Origin of the sequence: Streptomyces sp. NPDC002870, from assembly GCF_042888505.1 — a bacterium.
In the GTDB taxonomy this organism is placed as follows: Bacteria; Actinomycetota; Actinomycetes; order Streptomycetales; family Streptomycetaceae; genus Streptomyces.
The window spans coordinates 57,657-80,751 of record NZ_JBIAPW010000006.1; the positions used below are offsets into that span (position 1 = coordinate 57,657).

19 protein-coding genes are annotated in these 23,095 nt (G+C 69.8%); 12 read left to right on the forward strand and 7 right to left on the reverse strand.

The window, feature by feature from the left end:
- The first annotated feature begins 14 nt into the window (after nucleotides 1-14).
- Nucleotides 15-860, forward strand: coding sequence for a spermidine synthase (locus ACFYWY_RS09830; protein ID WP_389182454.1), 846 nt, complete (start codon nucleotides 15-17; stop codon nucleotides 858-860).
- On the opposite strand, the gene ACFYWY_RS09835 is transcribed toward ACFYWY_RS09830, so the two are convergent.
- The gene (locus ACFYWY_RS09835; RefSeq protein WP_389182457.1) at nucleotides 822-2,129 is read right to left on the reverse strand and encodes an MFS transporter; all 1,308 of its coding nucleotides are present in this window, start codon (nucleotides 2,127-2,129) and stop codon (nucleotides 822-824) included. The genes ACFYWY_RS09830 and ACFYWY_RS09835 overlap by 39 nt on opposite strands.
- A gap of 41 nt (nucleotides 2,130-2,170) precedes the next feature.
- The gene (locus ACFYWY_RS09840; RefSeq protein ID WP_389182460.1) at nucleotides 2,171-3,193 is read right to left on the reverse strand and encodes a hypothetical protein; all 1,023 of its coding nucleotides are present in this window, start codon (nucleotides 3,191-3,193) and stop codon (nucleotides 2,171-2,173) included.
- 107 nt (nucleotides 3,194-3,300) lie between these two features.
- Here ACFYWY_RS09840 and ACFYWY_RS09845 point away from each other — a divergent pair, with 107 nt between their 5' ends.
- From ACFYWY_RS09845 to ACFYWY_RS09855, 3 genes are all read left to right on the forward strand, one after another.
- Nucleotides 3,301-3,738 (forward strand): DUF4442 domain-containing protein, encoded by a 438-nt coding sequence (locus ACFYWY_RS09845; RefSeq protein WP_389183083.1) that lies wholly within the window; start codon nucleotides 3,301-3,303, stop codon nucleotides 3,736-3,738.
- Between the two features lie 105 nt (nucleotides 3,739-3,843).
- The gene (locus ACFYWY_RS09850) at nucleotides 3,844-4,506 is read left to right on the forward strand and encodes a DedA family protein (RefSeq protein WP_389182463.1); all 663 of its coding nucleotides are present in this window, start codon (nucleotides 3,844-3,846) and stop codon (nucleotides 4,504-4,506) included.
- A 40-nt stretch (nucleotides 4,507-4,546) separates the two neighbouring features.
- On the forward strand, nucleotides 4,547-5,080 hold the full coding sequence (locus ACFYWY_RS09855; RefSeq protein WP_389183085.1) for a gamma carbonic anhydrase family protein: 534 nt from the start codon (nucleotides 4,547-4,549) through the stop codon (nucleotides 5,078-5,080).
- Between the two features lie 79 nt (nucleotides 5,081-5,159).
- Here ACFYWY_RS09855 and ACFYWY_RS09860 read toward each other — a convergent pair whose 3' ends face one another.
- Complete coding sequence (locus ACFYWY_RS09860) at nucleotides 5,160-5,552, reverse strand: ATP-binding protein (RefSeq protein WP_389182466.1); 393 nt, start codon at nucleotides 5,550-5,552, stop codon at nucleotides 5,160-5,162.
- Between the two features lie 222 nt (nucleotides 5,553-5,774).
- Here ACFYWY_RS09860 and ACFYWY_RS09865 point away from each other — a divergent pair, with 222 nt between their 5' ends.
- Together ACFYWY_RS09865 and ACFYWY_RS09870 are read left to right on the forward strand one after the other, a co-directional pair.
- A complete protein-coding gene (locus ACFYWY_RS09865; protein ID WP_389182469.1) occupies nucleotides 5,775-8,603 on the forward strand; it encodes a LuxR C-terminal-related transcriptional regulator in 2,829 nt (942 codons plus the stop codon).
- Nucleotides 8,604-8,963: 360 nt separating this feature from the next.
- Nucleotides 8,964-9,701, forward strand: coding sequence for an acyltransferase (locus tag ACFYWY_RS09870; RefSeq protein ID WP_389182472.1), 738 nt, complete (start codon nucleotides 8,964-8,966; stop codon nucleotides 9,699-9,701).
- A 34-nt stretch (nucleotides 9,702-9,735) separates the two neighbouring features.
- Here the strand turns inward: ACFYWY_RS09870 and ACFYWY_RS09875 are convergent, their stop codons facing one another.
- Entirely contained in the window at nucleotides 9,736-10,602 is an 867-nt protein-coding gene (locus ACFYWY_RS09875) for an EamA family transporter (protein WP_389182474.1), read from the reverse strand.
- 93 nt (nucleotides 10,603-10,695) lie between these two features.
- Between ACFYWY_RS09875 and ACFYWY_RS09880 the strand changes: the two genes are divergently transcribed.
- The 5 genes from ACFYWY_RS09880 to fxsT all read left to right on the forward strand — a co-directional run bounded on the left by ACFYWY_RS09880 (nucleotide 10,696) and on the right by fxsT (nucleotide 20,144).
- Nucleotides 10,696-11,268 (forward strand): helix-turn-helix domain-containing protein, encoded by a 573-nt coding sequence (locus ACFYWY_RS09880; protein ID WP_389182477.1) that lies wholly within the window; start codon nucleotides 10,696-10,698, stop codon nucleotides 11,266-11,268.
- A gap of 43 nt (nucleotides 11,269-11,311) precedes the next feature.
- Entirely contained in the window at nucleotides 11,312-11,878 is a 567-nt protein-coding gene (locus ACFYWY_RS09885) for a YbaK/EbsC family protein (RefSeq protein ID WP_389182480.1), read from the forward strand.
- Between the two features lie 443 nt (nucleotides 11,879-12,321).
- Nucleotides 12,322-14,736, forward strand: a complete 2,415-nt coding sequence (locus tag ACFYWY_RS09890) for an FxsB family cyclophane-forming radical SAM/SPASM peptide maturase (RefSeq protein WP_389182483.1) — start codon at nucleotides 12,322-12,324, stop codon at nucleotides 14,734-14,736.
- Nucleotides 14,737-14,838: 102 nt separating this feature from the next.
- On the forward strand, nucleotides 14,839-16,173 hold the full coding sequence (locus ACFYWY_RS09895; RefSeq protein ID WP_389182486.1) for a TIR-like protein FxsC: 1,335 nt from the start codon (nucleotides 14,839-14,841) through the stop codon (nucleotides 16,171-16,173).
- The gene (gene fxsT, locus ACFYWY_RS09900; RefSeq protein WP_389182489.1) at nucleotides 16,170-20,144 is read left to right on the forward strand and encodes an FxSxx-COOH system tetratricopeptide repeat protein; all 3,975 of its coding nucleotides are present in this window, start codon (nucleotides 16,170-16,172) and stop codon (nucleotides 20,142-20,144) included. The genes ACFYWY_RS09895 and fxsT overlap by 4 nt, the downstream gene beginning before the upstream one ends.
- Nucleotides 20,145-20,181: 37 nt before the next feature.
- Here the strand turns inward: fxsT and ACFYWY_RS09905 are convergent, their stop codons facing one another.
- The 3 genes from ACFYWY_RS09905 to ACFYWY_RS09915 all read right to left on the reverse strand — a co-directional run bounded on the left by ACFYWY_RS09905 (nucleotide 20,182) and on the right by ACFYWY_RS09915 (nucleotide 22,389).
- Nucleotides 20,182-21,045 (reverse strand): alpha/beta fold hydrolase, encoded by an 864-nt coding sequence (locus tag ACFYWY_RS09905; protein WP_389182492.1) that lies wholly within the window; start codon nucleotides 21,043-21,045, stop codon nucleotides 20,182-20,184.
- Between the two features lie 102 nt (nucleotides 21,046-21,147).
- Entirely contained in the window at nucleotides 21,148-21,957 is an 810-nt protein-coding gene (locus ACFYWY_RS09910) for an aminoglycoside N(3)-acetyltransferase (RefSeq protein ID WP_389182495.1), read from the reverse strand.
- A 24-nt stretch (nucleotides 21,958-21,981) separates the two neighbouring features.
- Nucleotides 21,982-22,389 (reverse strand): CoA-binding protein, encoded by a 408-nt coding sequence (locus ACFYWY_RS09915; RefSeq protein WP_389182498.1) that lies wholly within the window; start codon nucleotides 22,387-22,389, stop codon nucleotides 21,982-21,984.
- A gap of 62 nt (nucleotides 22,390-22,451) precedes the next feature.
- On the opposite strand from ACFYWY_RS09915, the gene ACFYWY_RS09920 reads away from it, so the two are divergent.
- Entirely contained in the window at nucleotides 22,452-23,078 is a 627-nt protein-coding gene (locus ACFYWY_RS09920; RefSeq protein ID WP_389182501.1) for a YigZ family protein, read from the forward strand.
- Nucleotides 23,079-23,095 lie beyond the last annotated feature (17 nt).

Sequence of the window (23,095 nt, forward strand, 5' to 3'; positions counted from 1 at the left end):
GGCACAATGAGACGGTGAACGAGCAGATACCCGTCCTGCGCGACGTCGACGGCGGCACCGCCAAACTGATGCCCGACGTCGACCGGGAGCGGGCCTGGCTGCTGACGGTGGACGGCGCACCCCAGTCGTATGTCGACCTGGACGCACCGGCCCATCTGGAGTTCGAGTACACGCAGCGCCTCGCCCATGTCGTCGACTGCGCCGCGGACGAAGGCGTTCCGCTCGATCTGCTCCATCTCGGCGGCGGCGCGCTGACCCTGCCCCGCTACGTGGCCGCGACCCGGCCGGGCTCGCGCCAGGACGTGGTGGAGGCGGACCGCGGACTGCTGGAGCTCGTCGCCGAGCATCTGCCGCTGCCCGCGGGATCGGGCATCGAGGTGCACGGCGCGGACGCCCGCGCCTGGGTCGAGGCGGCCCCCGTGGACTCGGCGGACGTACTGATCGCGGACGTCTTCGGCGGCTCTCGGATACCGGCCCATCTCACCTCGGCCGAATACGCGCGGGCGGCGGAGCGCGTCCTGCGCCCCGGCGGGATCTACGCGGCCAACCTCGCCGACGGCGCGCCTTTCGCCTTCCTCCGCTCCCAACTGGCCACGTTCGCCGCGGTATTCGGCGAGCTCGCGCTGATCGCCGAACCGGCCGTGCTGCGCGGTCGGCGCTTCGGCAACGCCCTGCTGCTCGCCTCGCACACCCCCATCGACACGGCCGCCCTGGCCCGCCGCACCGCCGCCGACGCCTTCCCGGCGCGAGTCGCACACGGCTCCTCGCTGACCCGGCTCATCGGCGACGCGACGGCGGTACGGGACGCGGACGCGGTGCCGTCACCCGAGCCGCCCGACGGCGCTTTCAGCGTCGGCTGAGGGCGTCACGGCAGTGGCCACCGCGACTTCCTTGGTGCGGCGGGTCAGATTCCGTACGTCCGGCACGAACAGCACCGCGGCGGTGACCAGCACCACCAGCGCCGCACATCCCCACAGCGACTCGCGCCGCCCGAACAGGCTCTCCGCGGGACCGGCGAGCGCGGTGGCCAGCGGCAGCATCGCCACGGAGCCGAACCAGTCGTACGCGGAGACCCGGGAGAGCATTTCCTCCGGGATCTCCTGGTGCAGCGCCATCATCCACGCCACCCCGAACACCTCGATCGCCACACCGCTGACAAGCATCACCGCCGCGAGTCCCGCGACAGGCAAGGGCACGGCGAGCGCGGCCGACGGCGCGGCCAGCGGGAAGACGCACAGCGTCCCGGCGAGCAGCATCCGCCGGGGCTTCCAGCGCATCATCAGCAGCGCCCCGCCGAGGGTGCCCACGCCGAACGCGGCGAGCGCAATGCCCCAGGGGCCCGCGCCGCCCAGTTCGTCCCGGGCGACCAGCGGCCCGTACACCGCCTCGGCTGCGCCGACGACGGCGACGACCACCGAGAACTGGGCGACGATCCCCCACAGCCACGGCCGGCTGCTGAACTCCTTCCAGCCGTCCCGCAGATCGGACAGCAGCCCGCCGCCGGGCTCGCGCGGGCGGATATGGCTGACGTCGAGGAAAGCCCGCAGCGCGCCCGCGACCGCGAACGCCGCGGCGTCCACGGCCAGCACCCACCCCGGACCGACCGCCGCGATCAGCGCGCCGCCGAGCGCGGCACCGCCGATGGCCGCGCCGTGCATGGCCATACGGAACAGTGCGAAGGCCCGGCCGGCCTGGTCGCCGGTGACGCTGGACATCAGCATGCCCTCGGCGGCCGGGCTGAAGAACGCCTGGCCGGTGCCGCAGAGCGCGGTCAGCAGCATCATCTGCCACAGCTGCGGATCACCGGCCAGCACGAGCACGGCGAAGGCCGCCTGCGAGACGCAGTTGAGCGCGTTGGCGGCGACCATCACGCGGTGCCGTGGCACCCGGTCGGCGATCGCGCCGCCGATCAGCAGAAAGAGTACGAGGGGGAGAGTGCGGGCCGCCGCGACCAGGCCCACGTCGCCGCCGTCCCCGCCGGACTGCAGAACCGCGAACGCCGCCGCGATCAGCGCACCATGGGTGCCCAGGCCGGTGACGATCGCGGCGGCGGTCAGCAGGGTGTAGTTGCGTCCGGCCCATTCGGGGCGGTGCGCACGGCGGCGGAGTCCGGCGGCGGGAGTGGTCACCTCGGGACTATCCCCGCTGCCGGACCGTCGTGCCAAACGGATTAGCCGGTGGGCGTGCCCGCCAGCCGAACCGTGCTCAGGATCTGCGCGATGGTCGCGTCCGGGACCTCGTCCTTGACGCCGGTGTTGGCGTACAGGACCCAGCTCTTGAAGTCACCCTTGCTGTCCTTGAAGGAGAATGCGATCGACTTGCCGTCGGTCTCGCACTTGTTCTCCTTCTTGACACCGAGCGCGGTGGCCGTCGCGACACTTCCGCTGAGGCCGGACTTGGTGGTGTACGGCTTGGCCTTGGTGATCTTGACGGTGCCCTTGGGCTCGGTCTGCGCGTAGCCCGCCCACACCCAGTTACCGGCCTCGTTGTAGGCGGCCGTGGCGCTGTCGGTGGCGCCCTTGCCGCCCTTGGTGCCGACCGAACTCTGGCCCCACGTCTCGGGCTTGCCGTCCTTGTCGGTGTCGAACGTGCACCACTTGGACTTGTAGTGGGCCGGGGCCGACATGACGACGACCGGCGTGCCGTCGCCCTTCTTCTCGTCCTCGAAGAAGGTGCTGATGCTCGAACCGGCCACCTCCCAGGCGGGAGGGACGTCGAACTGCGTGCCGTGCTTCGGGTTGCTGACGACCTTCCAGCCCGCGATGGTCGGCTTGCCCTCGTCGCCGCCGCGCGGGTTCTCGGTCGGCGACGCGGGAGCCTGGCTGGGCTTGTCCGTCGCGGGCGTCTTCGAGGAGCTGACCTTGGCGCCGTCGTCGGTGCCCTTGTCGCCGTCCTTCAGCACGATGACGCCGGTGACCACCGCGGCCGCGACGACCGCCGTGGCCGCGACGATCGCGACGACGGTCGTCTTCTTCTTGCCGTCCTGCGGCGGCTGGGGCCCACCCGGCGGCTGCCCGGGCACGGCGTACTGCGGCGCAGTCGGCTGCTGGTACGGGTTGGGCTGCTGCTGGTACCCCGGTTGCTGGTACCCAGGCTGCTGGTACGGATTCGGCTGCTGGTACCCCGGCTGCTGGTACGGGTTCTGGTCCTGCGGGTTCTGCTCGCCCCCGGGCGGCTGCTGTCCTGGCCACATGGCGAGTAACGATAGAGGTGCGGCATCACGGGTGCTACGGCCGCCCCGTCCAGGGATGGCCAAGCGCGCTACTCGCGGGTAACATACCGTCCATGAGCGCTGATCAGATGTCCGTCGGCGAGATGCTCGCCGCTACCGTCCCCATGGCCCGGACTCTCAACCTGGAGTTCGTGGAGACCACCGCCGAGCGTGCCGTCGTTCGCCTGCCGGACCAGCCCGACTTCCACAACCACGTAGGCGGACCGCACGCCGGGGCGATGTTCACGCTCGCCGAGTCCGCGAGCGGCGCTATCGTCATCGCCGCCTTCGGCGACCAGATGTCGCGCGCCGTGCCGCTCGCCGTCAAGGCGGAGATCGGCTACAAGAAGCTGGCGATGGGCGTCGTCACGGCGACCGCCACCCTCGGCCGTCCCATCGCGGACGTCGTCGCGGAGCTGGATGCGGGCGAGCGACCGGAGTTCCCGGTGGAGATCGCCATTCAGCGCGCGGACGGCGCGGTGACCGGCGTGATGACCATCGTCTGGACGCTGCGCCCGAACGCCTGAGGCCCCCGCCGCCGGAACATCGCTGACCAGGTAGGCTGCCCGGCGTGCGCCGACGGGGGCGCGCGCCGGGCAGCACAGGCCCAGCAAACTCGGGAGGAGCCGGCGTTGCACGTCCAGGAGTGGCTCGAGACCGTCCCTGCGGTCAGCATCTACATCCTGGTGGGGGTGGTCATCGGGCTCGAGAGCCTCGGCATCCCGCTGCCGGGCGAGATCGTCCTTGTCAGCTCGGCGCTGCTGGCCTCACAGCACGGGGACATCAATCCGTACATCCTCGGCTCCTGCGCGACTGCCGGAGCGATCATCGGCGACTCGATCGGGTACGCCATCGGCCGTAGGGGCGGACGCCCACTGCTGGCCTGGCTCGGCGGGAAGTTCCCCAAGCACTTCGGCGACGCGCAGATCGCCATGGCGGAGCGGTCGTTCGAGAAGTGGGGCATGTGGGCCGTCTTCTTCGGCCGCTTCGTCGCCCTGCTGCGTATCTTCGCCGGGCCGCTCGCGGGCGTGCTGAGGATGCCGTACTGGAAGTTCCTCATCGCCAATGTCTTCGGCGGGATCCTCTGGGCCGGCGGCACGACCGCCGTCATCTACTCCGTCGGCGTGGTCGCAGAGGCCTGGCTGAAGCGCTTCTCCTGGCTGGGTCTGGTCCTCGCCGTGCTGATCGGGCTCACCTCGATGCTGGTGCTCAAGAGCCGCGCCAAGAAGGCGGCCGCGCAGGCGGAGGCCCGTCCGGCGGTCGCCGAGCCGGAGCCCGTGCCCGCCGCCGACTGAGCGGCCCGGGATGAACCGCCCCATGAACGAGGAGAAGGCGATGGCAGGACAGGCGCTGATCGCGGGGGTGGGCGGCAAGGAGCCGAGCATCGCCCCGGACGCCTTCACCGCTCCCACGTCGGTCGTGATCGGTGAGGTCACCATGGCCGCGGGCTCCAGCGTCTGGTACCACACCGTGCTGCGCGCGGACTGCGGTCCCATCGTCCTCGGCGCCGACACCAACATCCAGGACAACTGCACGGTGCATGTCGACCCGGGCTTCCCGGTCACCGTGGGCGAGCGAGTCTCGGTCGGCCACAACGCCGTGCTGCACGGCTGCACCGTCGAGGACGACGTACTGGTCGGCATGGGTGCGACCGTCCTCAACGGCGCGCACATCGGCGCCGGTTCGCTGATCGCGGCACAGGCGCTCGTACCTCAGGGGATGCGCGTCCCGCCCGGCTCCCTGGTCGCGGGCGTGCCCGCCAAGGTCAGGCGGGAGCTGACCGAGGAGGAGCGCGAGGGGATCAAGCTCAACGCCGCCATGTATCTGGTGCTCGCCAAAAGCCACCGCGAGGCGTCCAAGACGGACTGAGCCGCGGTGCCCGTCTGACCCCGGGGGCCCTCCGGCCCTCCTTACCCGGCGTCTAACCGGCGTCTACCCGGCGTCGCGGCTAGGGCGAAGGCCTGCCGCGTTGGGCGGGCATGACGATCTCCGCCACCACCACGCTGCCGGCTTCCAGACGGCGTGTGATGGTCCGGGTCGCATAGGACTCCACCAGCCCCAGCCCATGACCGCAGTCGGCATGCGCGTCCAGCGGTTCCTGGCGCCGCACCGGGCGGTGCTTCCACCGCCCGCCGTCCCTGACCTGGGTCGTCAGGGTGTTGCCGCGGACCTTGATGGCCACCGCGACCCACGGGCTGCCGCTGTGCAGCACCACATTGCTGACCAGCTCGGTGACGATCACCGACAGCGCCTCGTGGAAGTCGTCGCCCAGCCGCCACCGGTGCGCCGCGGCGCGGGCGAAATGTCGCAGCATGCGCACCGCTTCTGGTGTCGCCGACATCGCACACTGGGCCAGACCCGAGATTCCGCCATGTGGCACAAGGCCGGAAGACGGAGGGTGGGATGACTCCTCTGATGCGATCACGTCGGCTCCTTCTGCTCAGGTGGACGCCCGAGCGGCAGCTCTACGCTCATGGTCGTCAGGTAGTAGCGCAATTGGGGAGACTGAAGTACGGATACGTAAAGAAATGAAATGACCGGAAATGTCGAGGAGAGTGAGCCGGTGAGCACGCTCAGTGACGAGGCCTGGGAACGGTGGCTGAAACAGACGCTCGGCCATCCCACCCGCCAACCGGCATTGCTGCTGATCGAGGGGGCGGCCGGAGTCGGCAAGAGCCGACTGGTCGACAAGCTGCTCGAGGCCGCGGAGTCCGGCCCGCGACCACGCGTCGTGCTGACCTTCAGCGCGTCCGGCGTCGCACTCGCGCACCACGCAGTCCGCTCGGGGCGGTCGGAAGCGGGCAGTGGCCAGTCCGCCGGGCGGGCACGCCACGACCCGCTTGCCCTGCCACCGCGCCTCTACCCGGACGCCGCCGCGCTCGCCGACGACCTGGTGCCGCTGCTGGAATCCGACGGGCCGGTGCTGCTGATCGCCGAAGACGTGCACCGCGCCGACCGGGACGGCCAGGAGGTGCTGCGACGAGTGCTGGAGCGGCCGCCGGCCGGGCTCGCTGCCGTACTGGCCTACCGGCCCGAGGAACTGGCCGAGCCCGGGCTGGTCCTCGGCCGGGCCGTGACCTACCCCGCCCGGCTGTCGCTGCTGCGGATACGCCTCATGCCGCTCGACGTCGAACAGGTGCGTCTGATGGTCGAGGAACGGCTCGGCGCCGAGTGCTGTCCGCCGGAACTGGTCGCCCGCATCCATGAGCGCTCGGCCGGCGCGCCCCAGGTTGTCGTCGACCTGGTGCGCCAGCTGGAGGACGTGTGCGGGCCGAAGGAGCGGTACACCGCCAAGGACGTGGACGCCACGGGGACGCCCGTACGGCTGGCCGAGCTCGTCCTCGGCCGCCTCGCCGCGCTGCGGGAGGAACACCGGGCCGTCGTCCGGGCCGCGGCGGTGCTGGACGAGGCCAGCAGCGACGAGGATCTCTACGCGGTGGGCGCGCTGCCCGCCGAAACCGGTCGGCAGGCGCTCGTCGCGGCCCTGCGCAGAGCGGTACTCCAGGAGACCGGCCGGGATGTGTACGGCTTCCCTTCGCCGCTGGCGGGCGCGGCCGTCTACGAGGAGCTGCCGGGGCCGCTGCGGCAGGAGATGCACCGCCGGGCGGCCGATGTGCTGGCGCAGCGCCAACCGGTGCCCTGGACCCGCCTCGCGGAACACCGGCACCGCGCCGGGCGGCTGCGCGGCTGGCTGAGGGCGGTCGAGCGGGCCGCGCGGCAGTGCGCAGAGGCCGGTGAGCACCAGACCGCGATCGACCTGCTGGAGCACGCGCTCTCCCACCACGCGGTCCCTCGGGAGATGCGGGCCCGGCTCGCGCCGCTGCTGGCCCACAGCGCGGTGCTGGGGCTGCACACCGACCAGACGGTGCAGGTGCTGCGGCAGATTCTCGACGACCAGTCCCTGCCTCCTGCCGTACGCGGCCAGATCCGGCTCGACCTGGGGCTGGTCCTGTACAACCAGGCGGGAATGGGTCTGCAGGGCTGGGTGGAACTGGAGCAGGCGGTCGGCGAGCTGGCGGAACGGCCGGCACTCGCCGCGCGCGCGATGTCGGCGCTCGCCATGCCGGTCATGTCCGCGGTCCCGCTGGAACGCAACCTGCACTGGCTCGAGAAGGTCCAGGAGTTGGCTGCCCACAGCGATGACGCCGAAGTGCGAACGGCGGTCGCGGCCAACACCATCGCCGTGCTGCTGGAGACCGGGGACCCCACGGCATGGGACGTGCTGGCACGGCTGCGCACCGACACCGACCCCGACAGCGACCACACCGAGCGGCTGCCGCATGTGGCCCGGGGCCTGGTGAACGGCGCGGACGCCGCGCTGTGGCTGGGACATCCGCAGCGCGTCGGAGATCTGTTGGAGGAGGGGCTCGATCTGGCGGCCCGCAGCGGAGCCTCCTACGTCGAGCAGGACGGGCGTGGCACCGGCCTGCTGCTGGACTGGTTCACCGGCCGGTGGACGGGACTGTCCGGGCGGGCCCGGGCCTTCGTCGCGGAGGCCGGCGTCATGCCGGGACCCGCCGCCGACGCCCGGGTCGTCCTCGGCATGCTCGCCCTGGCCCAGGGCGAATGGCAGCAGATGGCGGCCTGGCTGTCGGGCGACGGGCATCCGCTGCCCATCGGCTCACCGCTGCCGCATGTGGCGGCGGCCGCCGGTGCGTTGATCCGCACCGCCCTGGCCCGCGGCGACGTCGACACGGCGGCGTCCGAGGCGGCCGCGGCCTGGGACAGGCTGCGCGACAAGGGCGTCTGGGTGTGGGCGGCGGAACTCGCGCCCTGGGCAGTCGAGGCGACCGCCCGGGCAGGCCGACTGACAGCCGCCCAGGACATGGTCGCCGAGTTCGAGGCCGGGCTGAAGGGAAACGTCGTCCCGTCGGCCGCTGCGGCACTCCACTGGTGCCGCGGTGCCCTGGCGCAGACGGCGGGTGAACAGGCCCTGGCGGTACCCCACTTCCGCCAGGCGGCGGCCGTGTTCGCCGAGATGCCCCGGCCGTACGCGGTGATCCTCACCACCGAGGCGGCCGCCCAGTGCACGCTGGAGTGTGGCCCGGACGCCGGGGCCGCGGCCGGCGCGGTGGAAGACCTCGCCTCCTGCGTGCAGCAACTGACCGATGTGGGCGCGGGCTGGGATGCCGCGCGGGTGCGGGCCACACTCCGTTCCCACCAGCCCGCGGCTGAGCAGCGCCGTCGCGGCCGCCCGAGCTACGGGGACCAGCTCTCCCCCCGGGAGCAGGAAGTCGTCGACCTGGCCAACGCGGGTCTGACCAACCGGGAGATCGCCGCAACCCTGCACCTGTCGCCGCGTACGGTCGAACAGCACGTGTCCCGGGCCAGGCGGAAGCTCGAATCGCAGTCCCGGCAGCTGAGCCGGACCCGGAACTCCCGCTCCGGCTGATCTTATTGCCCGGCTGATTTATTTACGTATCCGTAGATCGCCTGCACGGATAGGCGCGTGTCGGCGCCCTGGCTTAGCTTCCAGGCACCGAAAAGCGGAATGCACCGTTGCCGCGTCTGATCACGGCAGCCGGAGTGCCCGCGTTCGGTGCTGTGCCCGGGTTGCCGGAATGTGCCGGGCGAGTGTGCGCCACATCCCCACCTCGGTGGCTGCCCTCGTTGAGGCAAGGGGAGGCCCGGCCCCGGGCACGGTCGGGTGTCCGTCAATGCGCATGAGAGCGTCGCCCGTTGGACATTGGTGGGGCGAACATCACAGCCCACCGCTCTGATCGGGCCAGGTCCGGCCGACTACCGTGTGCGGGTGCCGAAGAACAGAAACACGTTCTCATCGCTCGCCGCCTGGCGCAGGCGCGTTCTCGCACGCGCCGTCCACCGCGGCTGGCGCTGGGTGCAGGAGGCTGGTGCCGTCACCGCCGAGCACCCGGGACGGCTGAGTTTCCGCCGGCTCGGCTCCGGCACCCGGCTCGCCTTCCCGCAGGGCACCGTCTTCGGTGAGGCGTGGATCGAGCTCGGCGACCACTGCATCATCGGCGAGCAGGTCACGCTCACCGCGGGGATGATGCCCGATCTGGACCTGGGACCCGACCCGATCCTGACGCTGGGCGACGGCGTGGTCCTCGGCCGCGGCAGCCATGTCATCGCCGACACCAGGGTGACCATCGGCTCGGACACCTACTGCGGCCCGTTCGTCTACATCACCTCGACCAACCACAGTTACGACGACCCCCACCAGCCCGTCGGCAAGCAGTGGCCTCGTACCGAACCGGTGGAAATCGGGCCCGGATGCTGGCTGGGCACCGGCGCGGTGGTCCTGCCCGGCGCGCGGCTCGGCCGCAATGTGGTGGTCGCCGCGGGAGCGGTCGTACGGGGAGAGGTCCCCGACCACTCGGTGGTGGCCGGGGCCCCGGCCCGGGTCGTGAGGAGCTGGGATCCGGTCCGCGGCTGGCAGCCGCCGCTGCGTACGCCCGCCCCGGTGCCGATTCCGGACGGCGTCACGCCCGAACAGCTGCTGGCGCTGGCGGAGTTGGAGGAGAGCTGAACCGGGCCGCTCAGCCGCCCGCCGGCAGTGCCGTTCAGCCGCCCGCCAGCAGTACGGTGCCCACCAGCGCGAGCCCCGCGCCGGTCGCCTGGACCACGCGCAGCCGCTCCTTGAGGAGCACCAGCGCCGCGAGCACCGTCACCACCGGGTAGAGGTTCGCGAGCACGGCGGCGACGGTGACTGGCCCGTTCTGCGCGGCGATCGAGTAGGTGCCGTTGGCCGCGACATCGGCGAGCCCGACAAAGGCGAGGGCCGGGAGCGAGGTCCAGATGACCCGCATTCCGCCGTCCTGCGGCAGCGCCCGCCCGCCGCGCTTCGCCGACACGTACAGCGCCGCGCCGCCGACCGCGACATTGGCCACGCGCTGTACGAAGAGCGCGAGGAAAAGCCCGGTGATGGTGGTCGAGGCCTCGGCGATCAGGGCCATCACCGCGCCGAAGCCGAAGGCGGCGACCACGGTCAGTCCGATCGCCTGCCGCTGCACCGGCGCACCGCGCAGCTCGGGTCCGCCCGCCAGGACTATGCCGGCCACGGCCACCGCGATACCCGCGAACTGGAGCAGCCCGGGCCGCTCGCCGATCATCAGGCCGACGCCGACGGGCACGGCCACACCCAGCGATCCGAGGGGAGAGACGACGCCCATCGGTCCGAGGGCGAGCGCCTTGTAGAAGGAGAGCATCGCCACCGGGCCGACGACGCCCGCCGCGACGGCGTACCAGAGCTGCGGTCCCGCCTCGTGCAGGCCGCCGGTGGCCATGACGATCGCACCGAGGACGATCACCGCGATCGACTGCGAGGCGACGACCACCGTGAGAGCCGGCGCACGCCGTGTCAGCAGCCCGCCGCCGAAGTCGGCCAGGCCCCACAACAAGCTCGTGGCCAGGGCGAACAGTGCGGTCATGGCAGGCCTCGCAGTACAGTGCAGTGAACGTTTGGGTGCACCACACCATAGTGCAGTCTATTGAACTCTGTCATCCAGAATATTGGACGGAACGTGTCGGACCTCGACCAGCTCACGCAGTCGCTCGCCCGCAATCTCAAGCGCTGGCGCGGCGAGCGGGGGTTCACGCTCGACGCCCTCGCCGCCCGCGCGGGGGTAAGCCGCGGCATGATCATCCAGATTGAGCAGGCGCGTACGAATCCGAGCGTGGGGACCACGGTGAAGCTCGCCGACGCACTCGGCGTCAGCATCACCACGCTCCTCGACTACGAGCAGGGCCCGCAGGTCCGCGTCGTGCCCCCCGAGCAGGCCGTACGCATGTGGTCCACCTCGACCGGCAGCTTCACCACCCTGCTGGTCGGCACCGAGCGCCGCGGGCCACTCGAACTGTGGGCCTGGCGGCTGATGCCCGGCGATCGCAGCGAGTCCGACCCGCACCCCGACGGCACGGTCGAGCTGCTCCATGTCACCGCGGGTGAACTCACGCTCGTCGTCGACGGTGAACCGCACGCCCTGCCGGCCGGGACGTCCGCCACCTTCGAGGCGAATGTCTCGCACGCCTACCGCAACGACGGTGACGAGACGGTCGAGATGACGATGGCCGTCTCCATCCCGCCCGTGCGCTAGGCGGCCGATCGCACGCGGGGCAGCCGCTGTTAGCGTGATGCGTATGCGTGCTCCCATCGGAAACTTCGACGACGCCCGGCCCGCCCCCGACTGCCTCGAACTGCTCATCCCGCCGGTCGCCGACGCCGTGCGCGCCTGGCAGGGTGACGTACCCGCCGAGCAGCTGATCTACGTCGACACCGACCCGGAGATCGCCGACACCGCCGTCTTCGTGGAGCACTACGGGCAGGAACTGCTCGACGAGTCGGCCAACTGCGTGGTTGTGGCGGGCAAGCGCGGCGGCGAGACTTCGCTTGCCGCGTGCGTCGTCCTGTCCAGTACGCGCGTCGACGTCAACGGCGTCGTCCGCAAGCAACTGGGCGTCCGCAAGGCGTCGTTCGCGTCCATGGACACCGCGACCGGCGAGAGCGGCATGGAGTACGGCGGCATCACGCCGATCGGGCTGCCCGCCGACTGGCCGCTGCTCGTGGACTCGGCCGTGGTCGACACGGAGTGGGTCCTGATCGGGAGCGGCAGGCGGCGCGGAAAGCTGATCGTGCCGGGGAAGGCGTTCGCGGGGCTGCCGGGTGCGGTGGTTGTCGAAGGGCTGGGAATCGGTTCTTCTTCTTGACCGATCCTCGACGCAGGCATGCGGCGGCGAAATAATGTGGAGGTCGACCGGGCATGTCGCTCGATTGTGTGCCTGGCCGGGTGCTCCCAGAACCTTTGCGCCGCATTTTTCGTTTGGCGCGCGGAGGCACGCGTCGCGTGATATGTCCGAATCGACAGATTCGTACACAATAGTCCCGTGGCGCGCGTCCATGCATGCCATGAGTCATCCGTACCGAAAGGCGCTCAATGGACACTGCTCTCGTCTCCGCGGTCCGCAGACCCGGGGTGGCACCCGGTCGGCAGGCTACCCAGCGGGTGCCGCTGGCCAAACCGGCCGCCGCTCACAACGGTGGGGAGCTGCCCACGTCCGTCAGGCGGCTGCTGGCGACCGGTGACGGTCTGAATCCGGTGGTTGTGGCAGCCTTTCAGTCTTCGGTCTGAGTGACCGAACGGAACGGAGCCATGGACCGGCCATTGCCAGCTCTCACGCAAATCGTGCTGAAGGTGCACAGTCGGTGCGACCTTGCATGTGACCACTGTTATGTGTACGAGCACGCGGATACGAGCTGGCGTGGTCGGCCCAGGGCGCTGTCGGAAAAGGTCATGGAGCAGACGGCGGAACGAATCGCCGAACACGCCAGAGACCACCGGCTTTCGATGGTCCACGTCGTGCTGCACGGCGGAGAGCCGCTGCTCGCGGGACCCGGCAGATTACGCAGGACCGCCGAGGAGCTGTACCGCGCCCTGGACGGAGTGTGCCGGCTGGATCTGCGCATCCACACCAATGGCGTACTGCTCGACGAGCGTTTCTGCGAGCTCTTCCTCGAGAAGGGCATCCGGGTCGGCGTATCCCTCGACGGTGACAGGGCATCCAATGATCGTCATCGCCGCTATGCCGACGGAAGGAGCAGCCACCCGCAGGTGCTGCGGGCGGTGGAACTCCTCAATCGGCCCAGATACCGGCGGTTGTTCGCGGGACTTCTGTGCACGATCGACGTCGAGAACGATCCCGTGGCCGTCTACGACGCGCTGGTTGCTCTCCACCCGCCGCGTATCGATTTTCTTCTGCCCCACGCCACCTGGGACTTGCCGCCGTTGCGGCCCGAGGGATCGGCGACGCCCTACGCGGACTGGCTCGACGTCATCTATGAGCGCTGGGACGGTGCGGGGCGACCGGTCCCCGTGCGGATCTTCGACTCCGTACTGCGCACCCTGCGCGGTGAGAGCAGCCTGACCGAATCTCTGGGCCTGTCACCCGCGGACCTTGTGGTCATCGAGACCGACGGCACCTTCGAACAGGCCGACAGCCTCAAGACGGCATACGACGGCGCGCCCGTCACCGGCATGGATGTCTTCGCGAACTCCCTCGACGATGTGCTCGAGCATCCCGGCATGCTCGCACGCCTGCGGGGAGTCGAGCAGTTGAGTGAGCAGTGCCGGGCCTGCCAGGTGGTCACGTCCTGCGGCGGCGGCCTCTACGCCCACCGGTACCGCACGGGAAGTGGATTCGACAACCCGTCCGTGTTCTGCCCGGATCTCATGGGACTGATCATGAATGTCCGCAACAGGGAAGCATCCGCACCGGCGCAGTCGGCAGGCTCCGTACCGCCCCCGGAATCCGGCGAACTGGACGAGCTGGCAGCAGGGTTCGGCAGCGCGGAGACCGTGGAGCGGCTGGCGGCCGCCCAACTCGACCTCAACCGTGAACTGCTGGCGGCCGTGGGCGAGCGCGCTCCACATACGGACCCAGTCGCGGCAGCGGCTTGGGAACTGCTCCTCGAGCTGGACCAGCACGCCCCTGAAGCCGTGGACGCGGTAGCGGCGCACCCCTACACACGCCCATGGGCGCTGCGCATTGTGGAAGGCCGCTCCTCGTCGGCCATCACTCCCGGTCTCGCGGAGCTCGCGGCCGCCGGCGCGATGCGGGCACGGCACAGCGGCACGATCGTCGTTCCGGTGCGTGATGGACTGCTGAGGCTGCCGGGCCTGGGGAGGGTGACCCTCCCGGACGGCACCGGCCACGCCGAAGTCACCACTGATGCCGAGGGTTTCACGGTGCTGGCGGCAGGGCGGGAGCTGCGGATCGGCTGGGACGACGAAGTCGACGGGCTCACCCCGTACTGGCAGCCCGTGCGCCTGGTCGAACTGCCCGGCTGGTCCGTGGCATTGGAGGACACCGACCCGCTGCGCGACTGCCATCAGTGGCCCGCGGCACAGCGCCTGAGTCCCGGTGAGGCCAAGATGTGGGCGGAGGACCTCAACCAGGCATGGTCGCTGATCCGGCGTGAACTGCCCCTGTACGCACCGGGCGTGGCCGCCGGTCTCCGCGTCATCACACCGCTGCACTCCCCGGGCAGCGGCGATGTCAGTGCCGCCTCCAGGGAGGCTTTCGGAGCGGTGGGAGCGGCTCGACCCGCTTCGCCGGACCTGCTGGCGCTGCTGATCATTCACGAGTTCCAGCATGTGAAGCTGGGTGCGGTGCTGGACAGCCACGATCTCTACGATCCCGCTGACATCCGGACGTTCTACGCCCCTTGGCGCGACGACCCGAGGCCCTTGGCCGGCCTGATCCAGGGAACGTACGCCCATATCGCGGTGACCGACTTCTGGCGCTCAAGGCGGCTCACGGCCGACGGTGAGGCGGTGCGCCCGGCGGAGGCACTGTTCGCCCGCTGGCGGCAGCAGACCACCGAGGCTCTCGAAGTGCTTGCAGGGTCCGGTGCGCTGACGCCACTGGGCGAGCGGTTCGTGGCCGGGATGGCGAAGACAGTTGACGGCTGGTCGGCCGAACCGGTCTCGGCGAAGGCACTGTCAGAGGCCGGGCGCGCGGCTGAGCGCCATCGAGCCGACTGGCAGGTCAGGAACTCGGGCGGCTGAGGAAAATGCCGTCGGCGTCGTCGAGGCGGGTTTGCGCTGTTCCGCCGAGGAATCGCTGTTCTTACACTGAGGCCCCATCCAACTGAACCGGGGGAGACGTTGGTGCTTGGAGCCAAGGGGGCAGGGGGAGACGGTCCAGAACCATACTTCTTCCTCAGCTACGCGCACACGCCGAAGAACCACCCTAAAGACAAAGATCCAAACGTGTGGGTGGAGAGGTTCTATCGAGACTTATGCGCGCACGTGCTGCAGTTGACCTCGCTTCCGGCAGGGGTGCCGGCCGGGTTCATGGATCAGCAGATGCAGCCGGGGGAAGGCTGGCAGGAGCGGCTCTCCGAGGCTCTGGCGAACTGCAGGGTCTTTGTGCCGCTCTACTCGCCGCGGTACTTCCTGAGTGAGCAGTGTGGCCGGGAGTGGTTCGTGTTCTCCAAGCGCGCGGCGCATCATCAGGCGCGCAGCAACAGCAGCTCGGTGAGCGGGATCGTACCGGCGCTCTGGGTGCCGGTACCGGCGAAGCAACTGCCGCAGCCTGCGGAGCGGTTGCAGTTCAATCACGCGACGTTCGGCGACGACTACGCCGACGAAGGCTTCTACGGGCTGATCAAGCTCCGGTATTTGCGGGACCAGTACGAGCGTGCGGTCTATCTCCTGGCGAAGCGCATAGTCAGCGTCGCGGAACAGACCCGTATCGCCGGGGGCGACCCTCACCAGGACTACGGTGCCATGCCGAGCGCTTTCGGGCCGCCCGGCCCCGTACGGGAAATGGAGGTCTCGGTTCTTGCCTGCTCCCGGACCGATCTGCCGGAGGGCCGGGGTCCCGACTGCTACGGCCCGCGACCTCGCGACTGGAATCCGTACCACCCGAAATCTTCCAGACCGCTGGCCGATCACGCCGTGGATCTCGTGCGGAACCTGGACTACCGAGTGCGCGTAGGGGAGTTCGAGGCCGAGGCCGAGCGACTGCTGGCGCCGGGTTCGCCGCAGGCGCCGGGGCTGCTGCTGCTGGACCGCTGGGCGCTCGACGCACCGCACCGCAGGGAACTGGTGCGGCGTCTGTGTGCCGAGGACCGGCCCTGGATCAGCGTCATGATCCCCTGGAACCGGGAGGACCCGGAGGCCGGACAGCGTGCGGACGAGCTGCGGACGCTCACCGAGGAGTCGCTGGCCCCGCGGCCCCAAGAGAGCGGGGCACACCGCTCGCCGAGCGGCGGGCTCCCCACCTTGGAGGCATTCAGCCAGGAGCTGCCCGCCGCTGTGAAGTCGGCGGACAAGCATTACGCGGCCCATGCGCGGACCTATCCGCCCACGGGGCCGAACGATCCCCTGCCTCGGGTGCTTCCCTCGGGGATCGGATACGGCGCGGGAGTTCCCGCATCCGCCGCCCGCGACGCGGACCCGGAAAAGGGCAACGCCTACAAGGGGGAGGAGTCGTCGTGACAGAGAACCGCGAAGGAACCATAGTCACCTTCTATTCGTACAAGGGCGGTACGGGCCGCACCATGGCGCTGGCCAATGTCGGCTGGATTCTGGCAGCGAACGGTTATCGGGTCCTGGCAGTCGACTGGGACCTGGAAGCACCTGGTCTGCACCGCTTCTTCCACCCATTTCTCGATCTCTCCGACCTGGAGGCCACTCCCGGGCTGATCAATCTGATCACCGAATACCAGGAGGAGGCCCGCCGGGCCGCGGAGCGCGAACCCGACTGGCACCGCGACTACGCGCGAGTCAGGCCGCATGCGACATCTCTCAACTGGGCTTTCCCGAAAGGCGGCAGCCTCGATTTCCTCTCCGCCGGCCGTCGCAACCGTGACTATTCCTCCACCGTCGGCAGGATGGACTGGGACGACTTCTACGAGCGTTTCGGAGGCGGCCAGTTCTTCGACGCCATGCGCGCCGACATGCGGCGGCACTACGACTACACACTGATCGACAGCAGGACCGGACTCAGTGATATCGCTGATATCTGTACCGTCCAGATGCCGCAGGTTCTGGTGGTCTGCTTCACTCTGAGCGACCAGAGCATCGAAGGGGCCTCGGCTGTGGCCCGCGACATCGGAGAACGCTTCCAGGAGAAGGGCATTCGCATCCTGCCGGTGCCCATGCGGATAGACGACGGCGAGAAGGAGAAGGCCGACGCCGGACGCGCGCTGGCCAGGGACAGTTTTCCCGGCCTTCCCGCCGGGTTGAGCAGGGACGAACTGGTGAATTACTGGGGATCGGTGGAGGTTCCGTACCGCCCGTTCTACGCCTATGAGGAGATACTGGCGACCTTCGGCGACGCTCCGAACATTTCCAGTTCGATGCTCACCGCCTGTGAGCGGCTCACCTCGGTGCTCACCGACGGGCTGGTGAGTACGCTGCCGCCGATCGACGAGGCGGAACGGCTCGCGCACGTGGCGGCCTATACGCGGCGACGGCCGGTGCCCCCGTCCAATGTCGTGCTGGCTCATGTGGCCGAGGACCAGATGTGGGCCGACTGGCTGGAGGCGGTTCTCACCGGTGCTGGTTTTCTCGTGGCGTCCGTGGACGTTCGCGCGGCTCATCTGGCGGGAATCGAAGCCGAATTCGCGTCGGGCGGGGCATATCGGGTGCTCCCCGTGGTCTCACAGGCGTTTCTCAGTGCGCAGGGCGCCGGGAACGTGTGGGAGTCGTCCATGGGCTTCGACTCCTCCGGCAGTCGGCGTCAGCTGATGCCGGTGCGGGTCGGCGATGTCCGGCTGAGCCTGCCTTTCAGCAACCGGGGCGTCGTCGACCTGGTCCGGCTGGACGAGGCCGAGGCTGCGAACGCACTGCTGTCCGCGCTGGACCGGGGGGAGGCCCCCGCCACGCAGACGGTCGCTCCCGGCTCGGTGCGTTACCCCGGGGCAGTGCCCAAGGTGTGGAATGTACGGCCCCGCCACGCCTGGTTCACCGGTCGCGCTCCAGTACTTGACCGACTGCGGGACCAGTTGCGCGGCGACACGCACTCCGCCCAGCGTTTCCCCCAGGTGCTGTACGGACTCGGCGGCGTGGGAAAGACACAGGTGGCCCGGGAGTACGCGCACCGATACCGGGCCGACTACGACCTGGTGTGGTGGGTCGAGGCGGAACAGCCCGACCGGGTGGTCTCGTCGCTGGCGGAGCTGGCCGCGGAGCTGGATCTGCGGGCCGGCGACGTGGTGGCCGAGGCGGCCAAGGCGGCGCTCCAGGCGCTGCGGCGCGGCGAGCCGTACTCCCGCTGGTTGTTGATCTTCGACAATGTCGAGGATCTCGACCAGGCGATGGATCTGCTGCCTGAGGAGACCGGCCCCATCTCCGACGGTGTCTACGGGCATGTCCTCGCCACCTGCCGCAACAAGCCGGTGTCGACCCGCCTGGAGCCGATGGAGGTGGAGGTCTTCACCCGCGCGGAGAGCGTGGAGCACCTGTGCCGAAGGGTGTCCAAACTGCCTCCCGGGGACGCGGACCGGGTGGCCGAAGCAGTGGGCGACCTCCCACTGGCGGTGGAGGTGGCGGCCGCCTGGCTCGCCGAGACGGCCACGCCGGTGGATTCGTATGTGGAACAGCTCAAAGAGCAGAGCACCAAGGTGCTGTCACTGGGCAAGCCGGAGGACTATTCGCTGCAGATCGGCGCCACCTGGAACATCTCCATCGCCCGGCTGCGCAACGAGTCCAGGGCGGCGGTGCGACTGCTGGAGCTGTGTTCGTTCTTCTCCGCCGAGCCGATTTCCATGAGGCTGATCGGCAGCGACTCCATGTTCCAGTCGCTCCTGCCGTACGACCCCGACCTGCGCGAAAGGTACATGCTCGGCAAGGTCATCCAGATGCTGAACCGATTTGCGCTGGCCAAGGTGGACCCCGCGGACAGCAGTATTCAGGTTCACCGGCTGGTGCAGGCAGCGGTCCGGGCCGGACTCTCGCCGGAGGAGCAGGAGAAGGCGAAGCACGAGGTGCACCGGGTGCTCGCGGAGGCCCGGCCCGCAGAAGGGGTGGACAGGGACAACCCGGTCAACGACCCGAAGAGCTGGCCGAGTTTCGACCTGATCTGGCCTCACCTCGGCCCGTCGGGTATCGCGGACTGCGACGAGGAGAAGGTACGGCAGTTGATGGTCGACCGGATCCGGTATCTGCTCAAGCGCGGCGAACTGGAGGCCGCACGCGTGCTGGGCTCGCAGTTGAATGAGACCTGGACCCGGGAACTCGGCGAGAACGATCTCCAGACACTGAACATCCGCTTCGAACTGGCCAACGCGTTGCGCGCACAGGGCAAGTACCAAGAGGCCCGAGAAATGGACGAGGACACCCTCGCACGGCAGATCCGGGTGCTTCACGAGGACCACCCTCACGACGACCACCCCAGCATTCTGATCACCACGGGCAGCCTCGCCGCAGACCTGCGGGCCCTGGGGAGGTTCGACGAGGCGCTGGAACGGGATCAGCGGATCTATCACGGCTTGCGCCAGATCTTCGGTGAGGACCATCCGAGGACCCTGATCGCCGCCAACAACCTGGCGATCGACTACCGGTTGACGGGCGACAGCGAGAGAGCGCGCCGGCTCGACGAGGAGACGGTGGAGCGCCGCAGCGCACTACTGGGGGAAGACCATCCTTTCACCCTGACGACCAAGGGCCACCTCGCCCGTGACCTGCGGGAAACCGGCGAGTACCGGTCCTCGGTGCAGGTCCTGCGGGAAGTGGTGGCGGCGTTCGAGCGGGTGCTGAACGCGGATGTGCCCGAGGTGCTGCGCACCGCCAAGAGCCTTGCGGTATCCCTCCGCAAGGCCGGCTACCCGCACGAGGCGAAGCGCATGACCGAGGAGACGTACAACCGCTATCGGGAACGGTATGGAACGAAGGTGCCCGACGCTCTGGCCTGCGGCCTGAATCTGGCCGCCGACTACTCGGCGATCGGCGACAAGAAGGCCGCCCTCGACCTCGCCCACCAGATCCTGGACGGATACCGGGAAACGCTGGGTGAGGACCATCCCTTCACCATGGCCTGCCGCAACAACGTGACCATCTACCAGCGAGGCCTGGGCGCCGCCGCGGAGGCGGCGGAGGCCGGCGAACGAATCCGCAACGACTTGGAGCGGGCACTCGGCCCGCGCCATCCCTTCACACTGTGCGCCGCGATCAACCTCGCCAACTCCTACGGCGATCTGGGGCAGCAGGAGCGCGCCGAGCTCTGGGAACGCGCCGCGCTGGAAGGACTGTTGGAGCGGTACGAGCCGACTCACCCGGATGTACTGGCCTGCCGGGCCAATCTCGCGATCACCCTGCGCTCGGCCGGCCGCGAGGAAGAGGGCCAGCGACTGCGTGCCCAGGTTCTGGAGTCTGCCGCCAAACAGCTGGGCGTCGAGCATCCGATCACCGAGGCGGCCCGTGCGTGGCGGCGCGTCAACCGCGACCTCGAACCGCAGCCGGTCTGAGGCAGAGCAAGGCGAACGCGCGGCACAGGCGGGCGGCTCACCAGGTGGCCCAGCTCAGGATGCGGGTGAGGACCCGAAGGGCCCCGAAGTGCGCCGCCCCGCGCTCCACCACCAGTTGCGCCCTCGGGATGCGCTCGGCCAGCCAACGCGTGTGCTGTACGGGGGCGAAGACATCGTCCTCGCCGTGCCAGAGCAGTACGGGACCGCTGATGTCCTCGGGTCTGAACTCCCAGTCCGTGCTGAACGCCATGACGTCGTCTATCCATCCGCCGGCCGAACTGCGCAGCCCCTCGGCGAAGTTGCGCACCAGCATCGCCCGGATGCCCGCGTCGGCGACGATCTCGCGGTCCGATTCGGGCAGCCCCTGGCGCATCTCGGCGACCGATCCCGTCGGGTCCGCCCGGATCGCCACCGCGCGAAAGGTCAGCGCGGCGGTTACATGATGGTGGCCCGCCGCCGCGTTGATGTACTCACGGACATTGGACTCGGTCATGCCCGCGAACCAGTCGAGGCCCTGCGCGTCCCGCGGGGCGAGGCCGACGAGCGATGCCGTCCGCACCGTGCGCTCCGGCAGCAGCGCGGCGCAGGCGAGTGCGTGCGGGGCGCCGCCGGACCGTCCGACGACAGCGAACTCACCGATCCCCAGCTCGTCCGCGATCGTCTCGACATCGGCCACGACACTGGCGACCCGTCTGCCCGGTAATCGGTCCGAAGCCCCGTACCCGGGACGGTCGAAGGTGATCAGGCGCACGCCCAGCCGGTACAGCACCGCACTGCGGGGAGCCGGTCCGAGTCTGCTGCCCGGCGTACCGTGCAGCAGGAAGACCGGTCTGCCACGCGGATTCCCGTGGTGCTCCACGGCGAGATTCCGACCGTCCCGGGTGCGAATCAGCTGCCCCAACTGGTGCCTCCACATGCGACCGTCACGCGGCAAGTATGGGCGCACGCACGGGACTTGGTACATACCCCCACAACCCGCCTGTGCTCCCGCGAAGCACTGTGCTCACTCGGGCCCCCGAGCGCCCCGTCGATGTTCCGGCAGCCATCGCCGCGCGTAGTCGACCGCGTCGGTCAGCCGAAAGAGCCGGCTCTGGGCCGACCCCACCAGCCCCCTCCTCACGTTCCCTGCTCCGGCATCACCCTCGAAATCCAGCCCCAAGGCCCCGAAATCCCCGTCGTCCAGATCCACGTCCTCGTACTCCCACCACTCGCGTCCGCCGAGCCTCGACACCACACAGCGGTAGAGGCGTCTGGGCGCTCGCGGCACCCGGTACTCGGCGAGGTGGAAGGCAGTGCAGGTGTCGTACCCCGTGCCCAGCAGCAGCACCTGCGCCCGCAGGTCGTACAGCCGGGCCAGCGGGGATTGCTCCCCGTAGTGGCAGTCGGCACTGTGGCCCCCGACGATCCGCCCGGCGCGAAGTCCCAGAGCCGCGAAAGACGTCTGGGGATGCGCGCTGCGCAGGGCGCCCGGCGTCAGCCGCGCCGTCTCCGCCAGCGCGCCGACCGATGGCGCGCGCGTAGTGGCCCTGTCGAAGGGCGGCATGCTCGCCTTCACCGCCGCCCGTTCCTCGTCAGCAAGGCCCCGCACCCGGTCCCGGAAGCTGGGCGAGGTGTCGGAGTTCTCCGGAGTGAAGGCCGGTACGACCAGCGTCCCCTCCGGCCCGAGCGCACGGCGCAGCGCGCGGACCACGGCCCGGGGGCCGCCGTCCACCGGGCCCACCGCGCGCAGTGATGCGTGCACCATCAGGACGCCGCCCTGCTCGACGCCCAACTTCGCCAGGTCAGAGGCGAGCCGACGCTCGTTGTGGGTCACGCTCAATGCGTTCCCCGCGGCGGGTCAGCCCAGCCGCGGAATCTCGATCGCCGGGCAGCGGTCCATCACCATGTCCAGCCCCGCCGCGCGCGTGCGCTCGTACGCCTGCTCGTCGATCACCCCCAGCTGGAACCAGACGGCCTTGGCGCCGATCTCCGCGGCCTCGTCCGCGACCGGTCCGGCCAGAGAGGAGTTCACGAAGACGTCGACCACGTCCACCTCGAAGGGGATGTCCGCGAGCGTCGCGTAGCCCTGCTCGCCGTGGACCGTCTCGGCCTTGGGGTGCACCGGGACGACGCGCTTGCCGTAGCGCTTGAGGACGGCGGCGACGCCGTACGCCGCCCGCGCCTCGTTGTTGGACAGGCCGACCACCGCCCAGGTCTTGCCCGTCGAGGTCAGAATCCTGCGGATCGTCTCCGTGTCTGCGTACATGCTCCGGACAACCCGGGGCCCGCGCGGAGCATTCCCCTCCGGGCGGCACATAGGGTGGCCGGATGCAGGAGCAGTACCGGACGGTGGCCCGCGAGGGCGTGCACGAGACCGAGATCAACAGATCGCGCTTCATCTGCGCGCTCGCGCCCGCCGCGACCGAGGAGGAGGCGCAGGCCTTCGTCGCACGCATCCGCAAGGAGCACCCGACCGCCACGCACAACTGCTTCGCGTACATCATCGGCGCCGACGCCGCCGTACAGAAGGCGAGCGACGACGGCGAACCGGGCGGCACGGCCGGCGTGCCCATGCTGCAGATGCTGATGCGGCGCGAAGTCCGTTATGTCGTAGCCGTAGTCACCCGGTACTACGGCGGTGTGAAGCTCGGCGCGGGCGGTCTGATCAGGGCGTACGGCGGAGCCGTCGGCGAAGCCCTGGACGCGCTCGGCACCCTCACCCGACGGCGCTTCCGGCTCGCCACCGTCACCGTCGACCATCAGCGGGCGGGCAAGCTGGAGAACGATCTGCGGGCGACCGGACGGGATGTGCGCGAGGTGCGGTACGCGGAGGCGGTCACCATCGAGATCGGGCTGCCGGACGCCGACGTCGACGCCTTCCGCGGCTGGCTCGCCGATGCCACGGCGGGGACCGCGGGACTCGAACTCGGCGGTGAGGCTTATGGAGACGCCTGAAGCCGCCCGTGATGTCC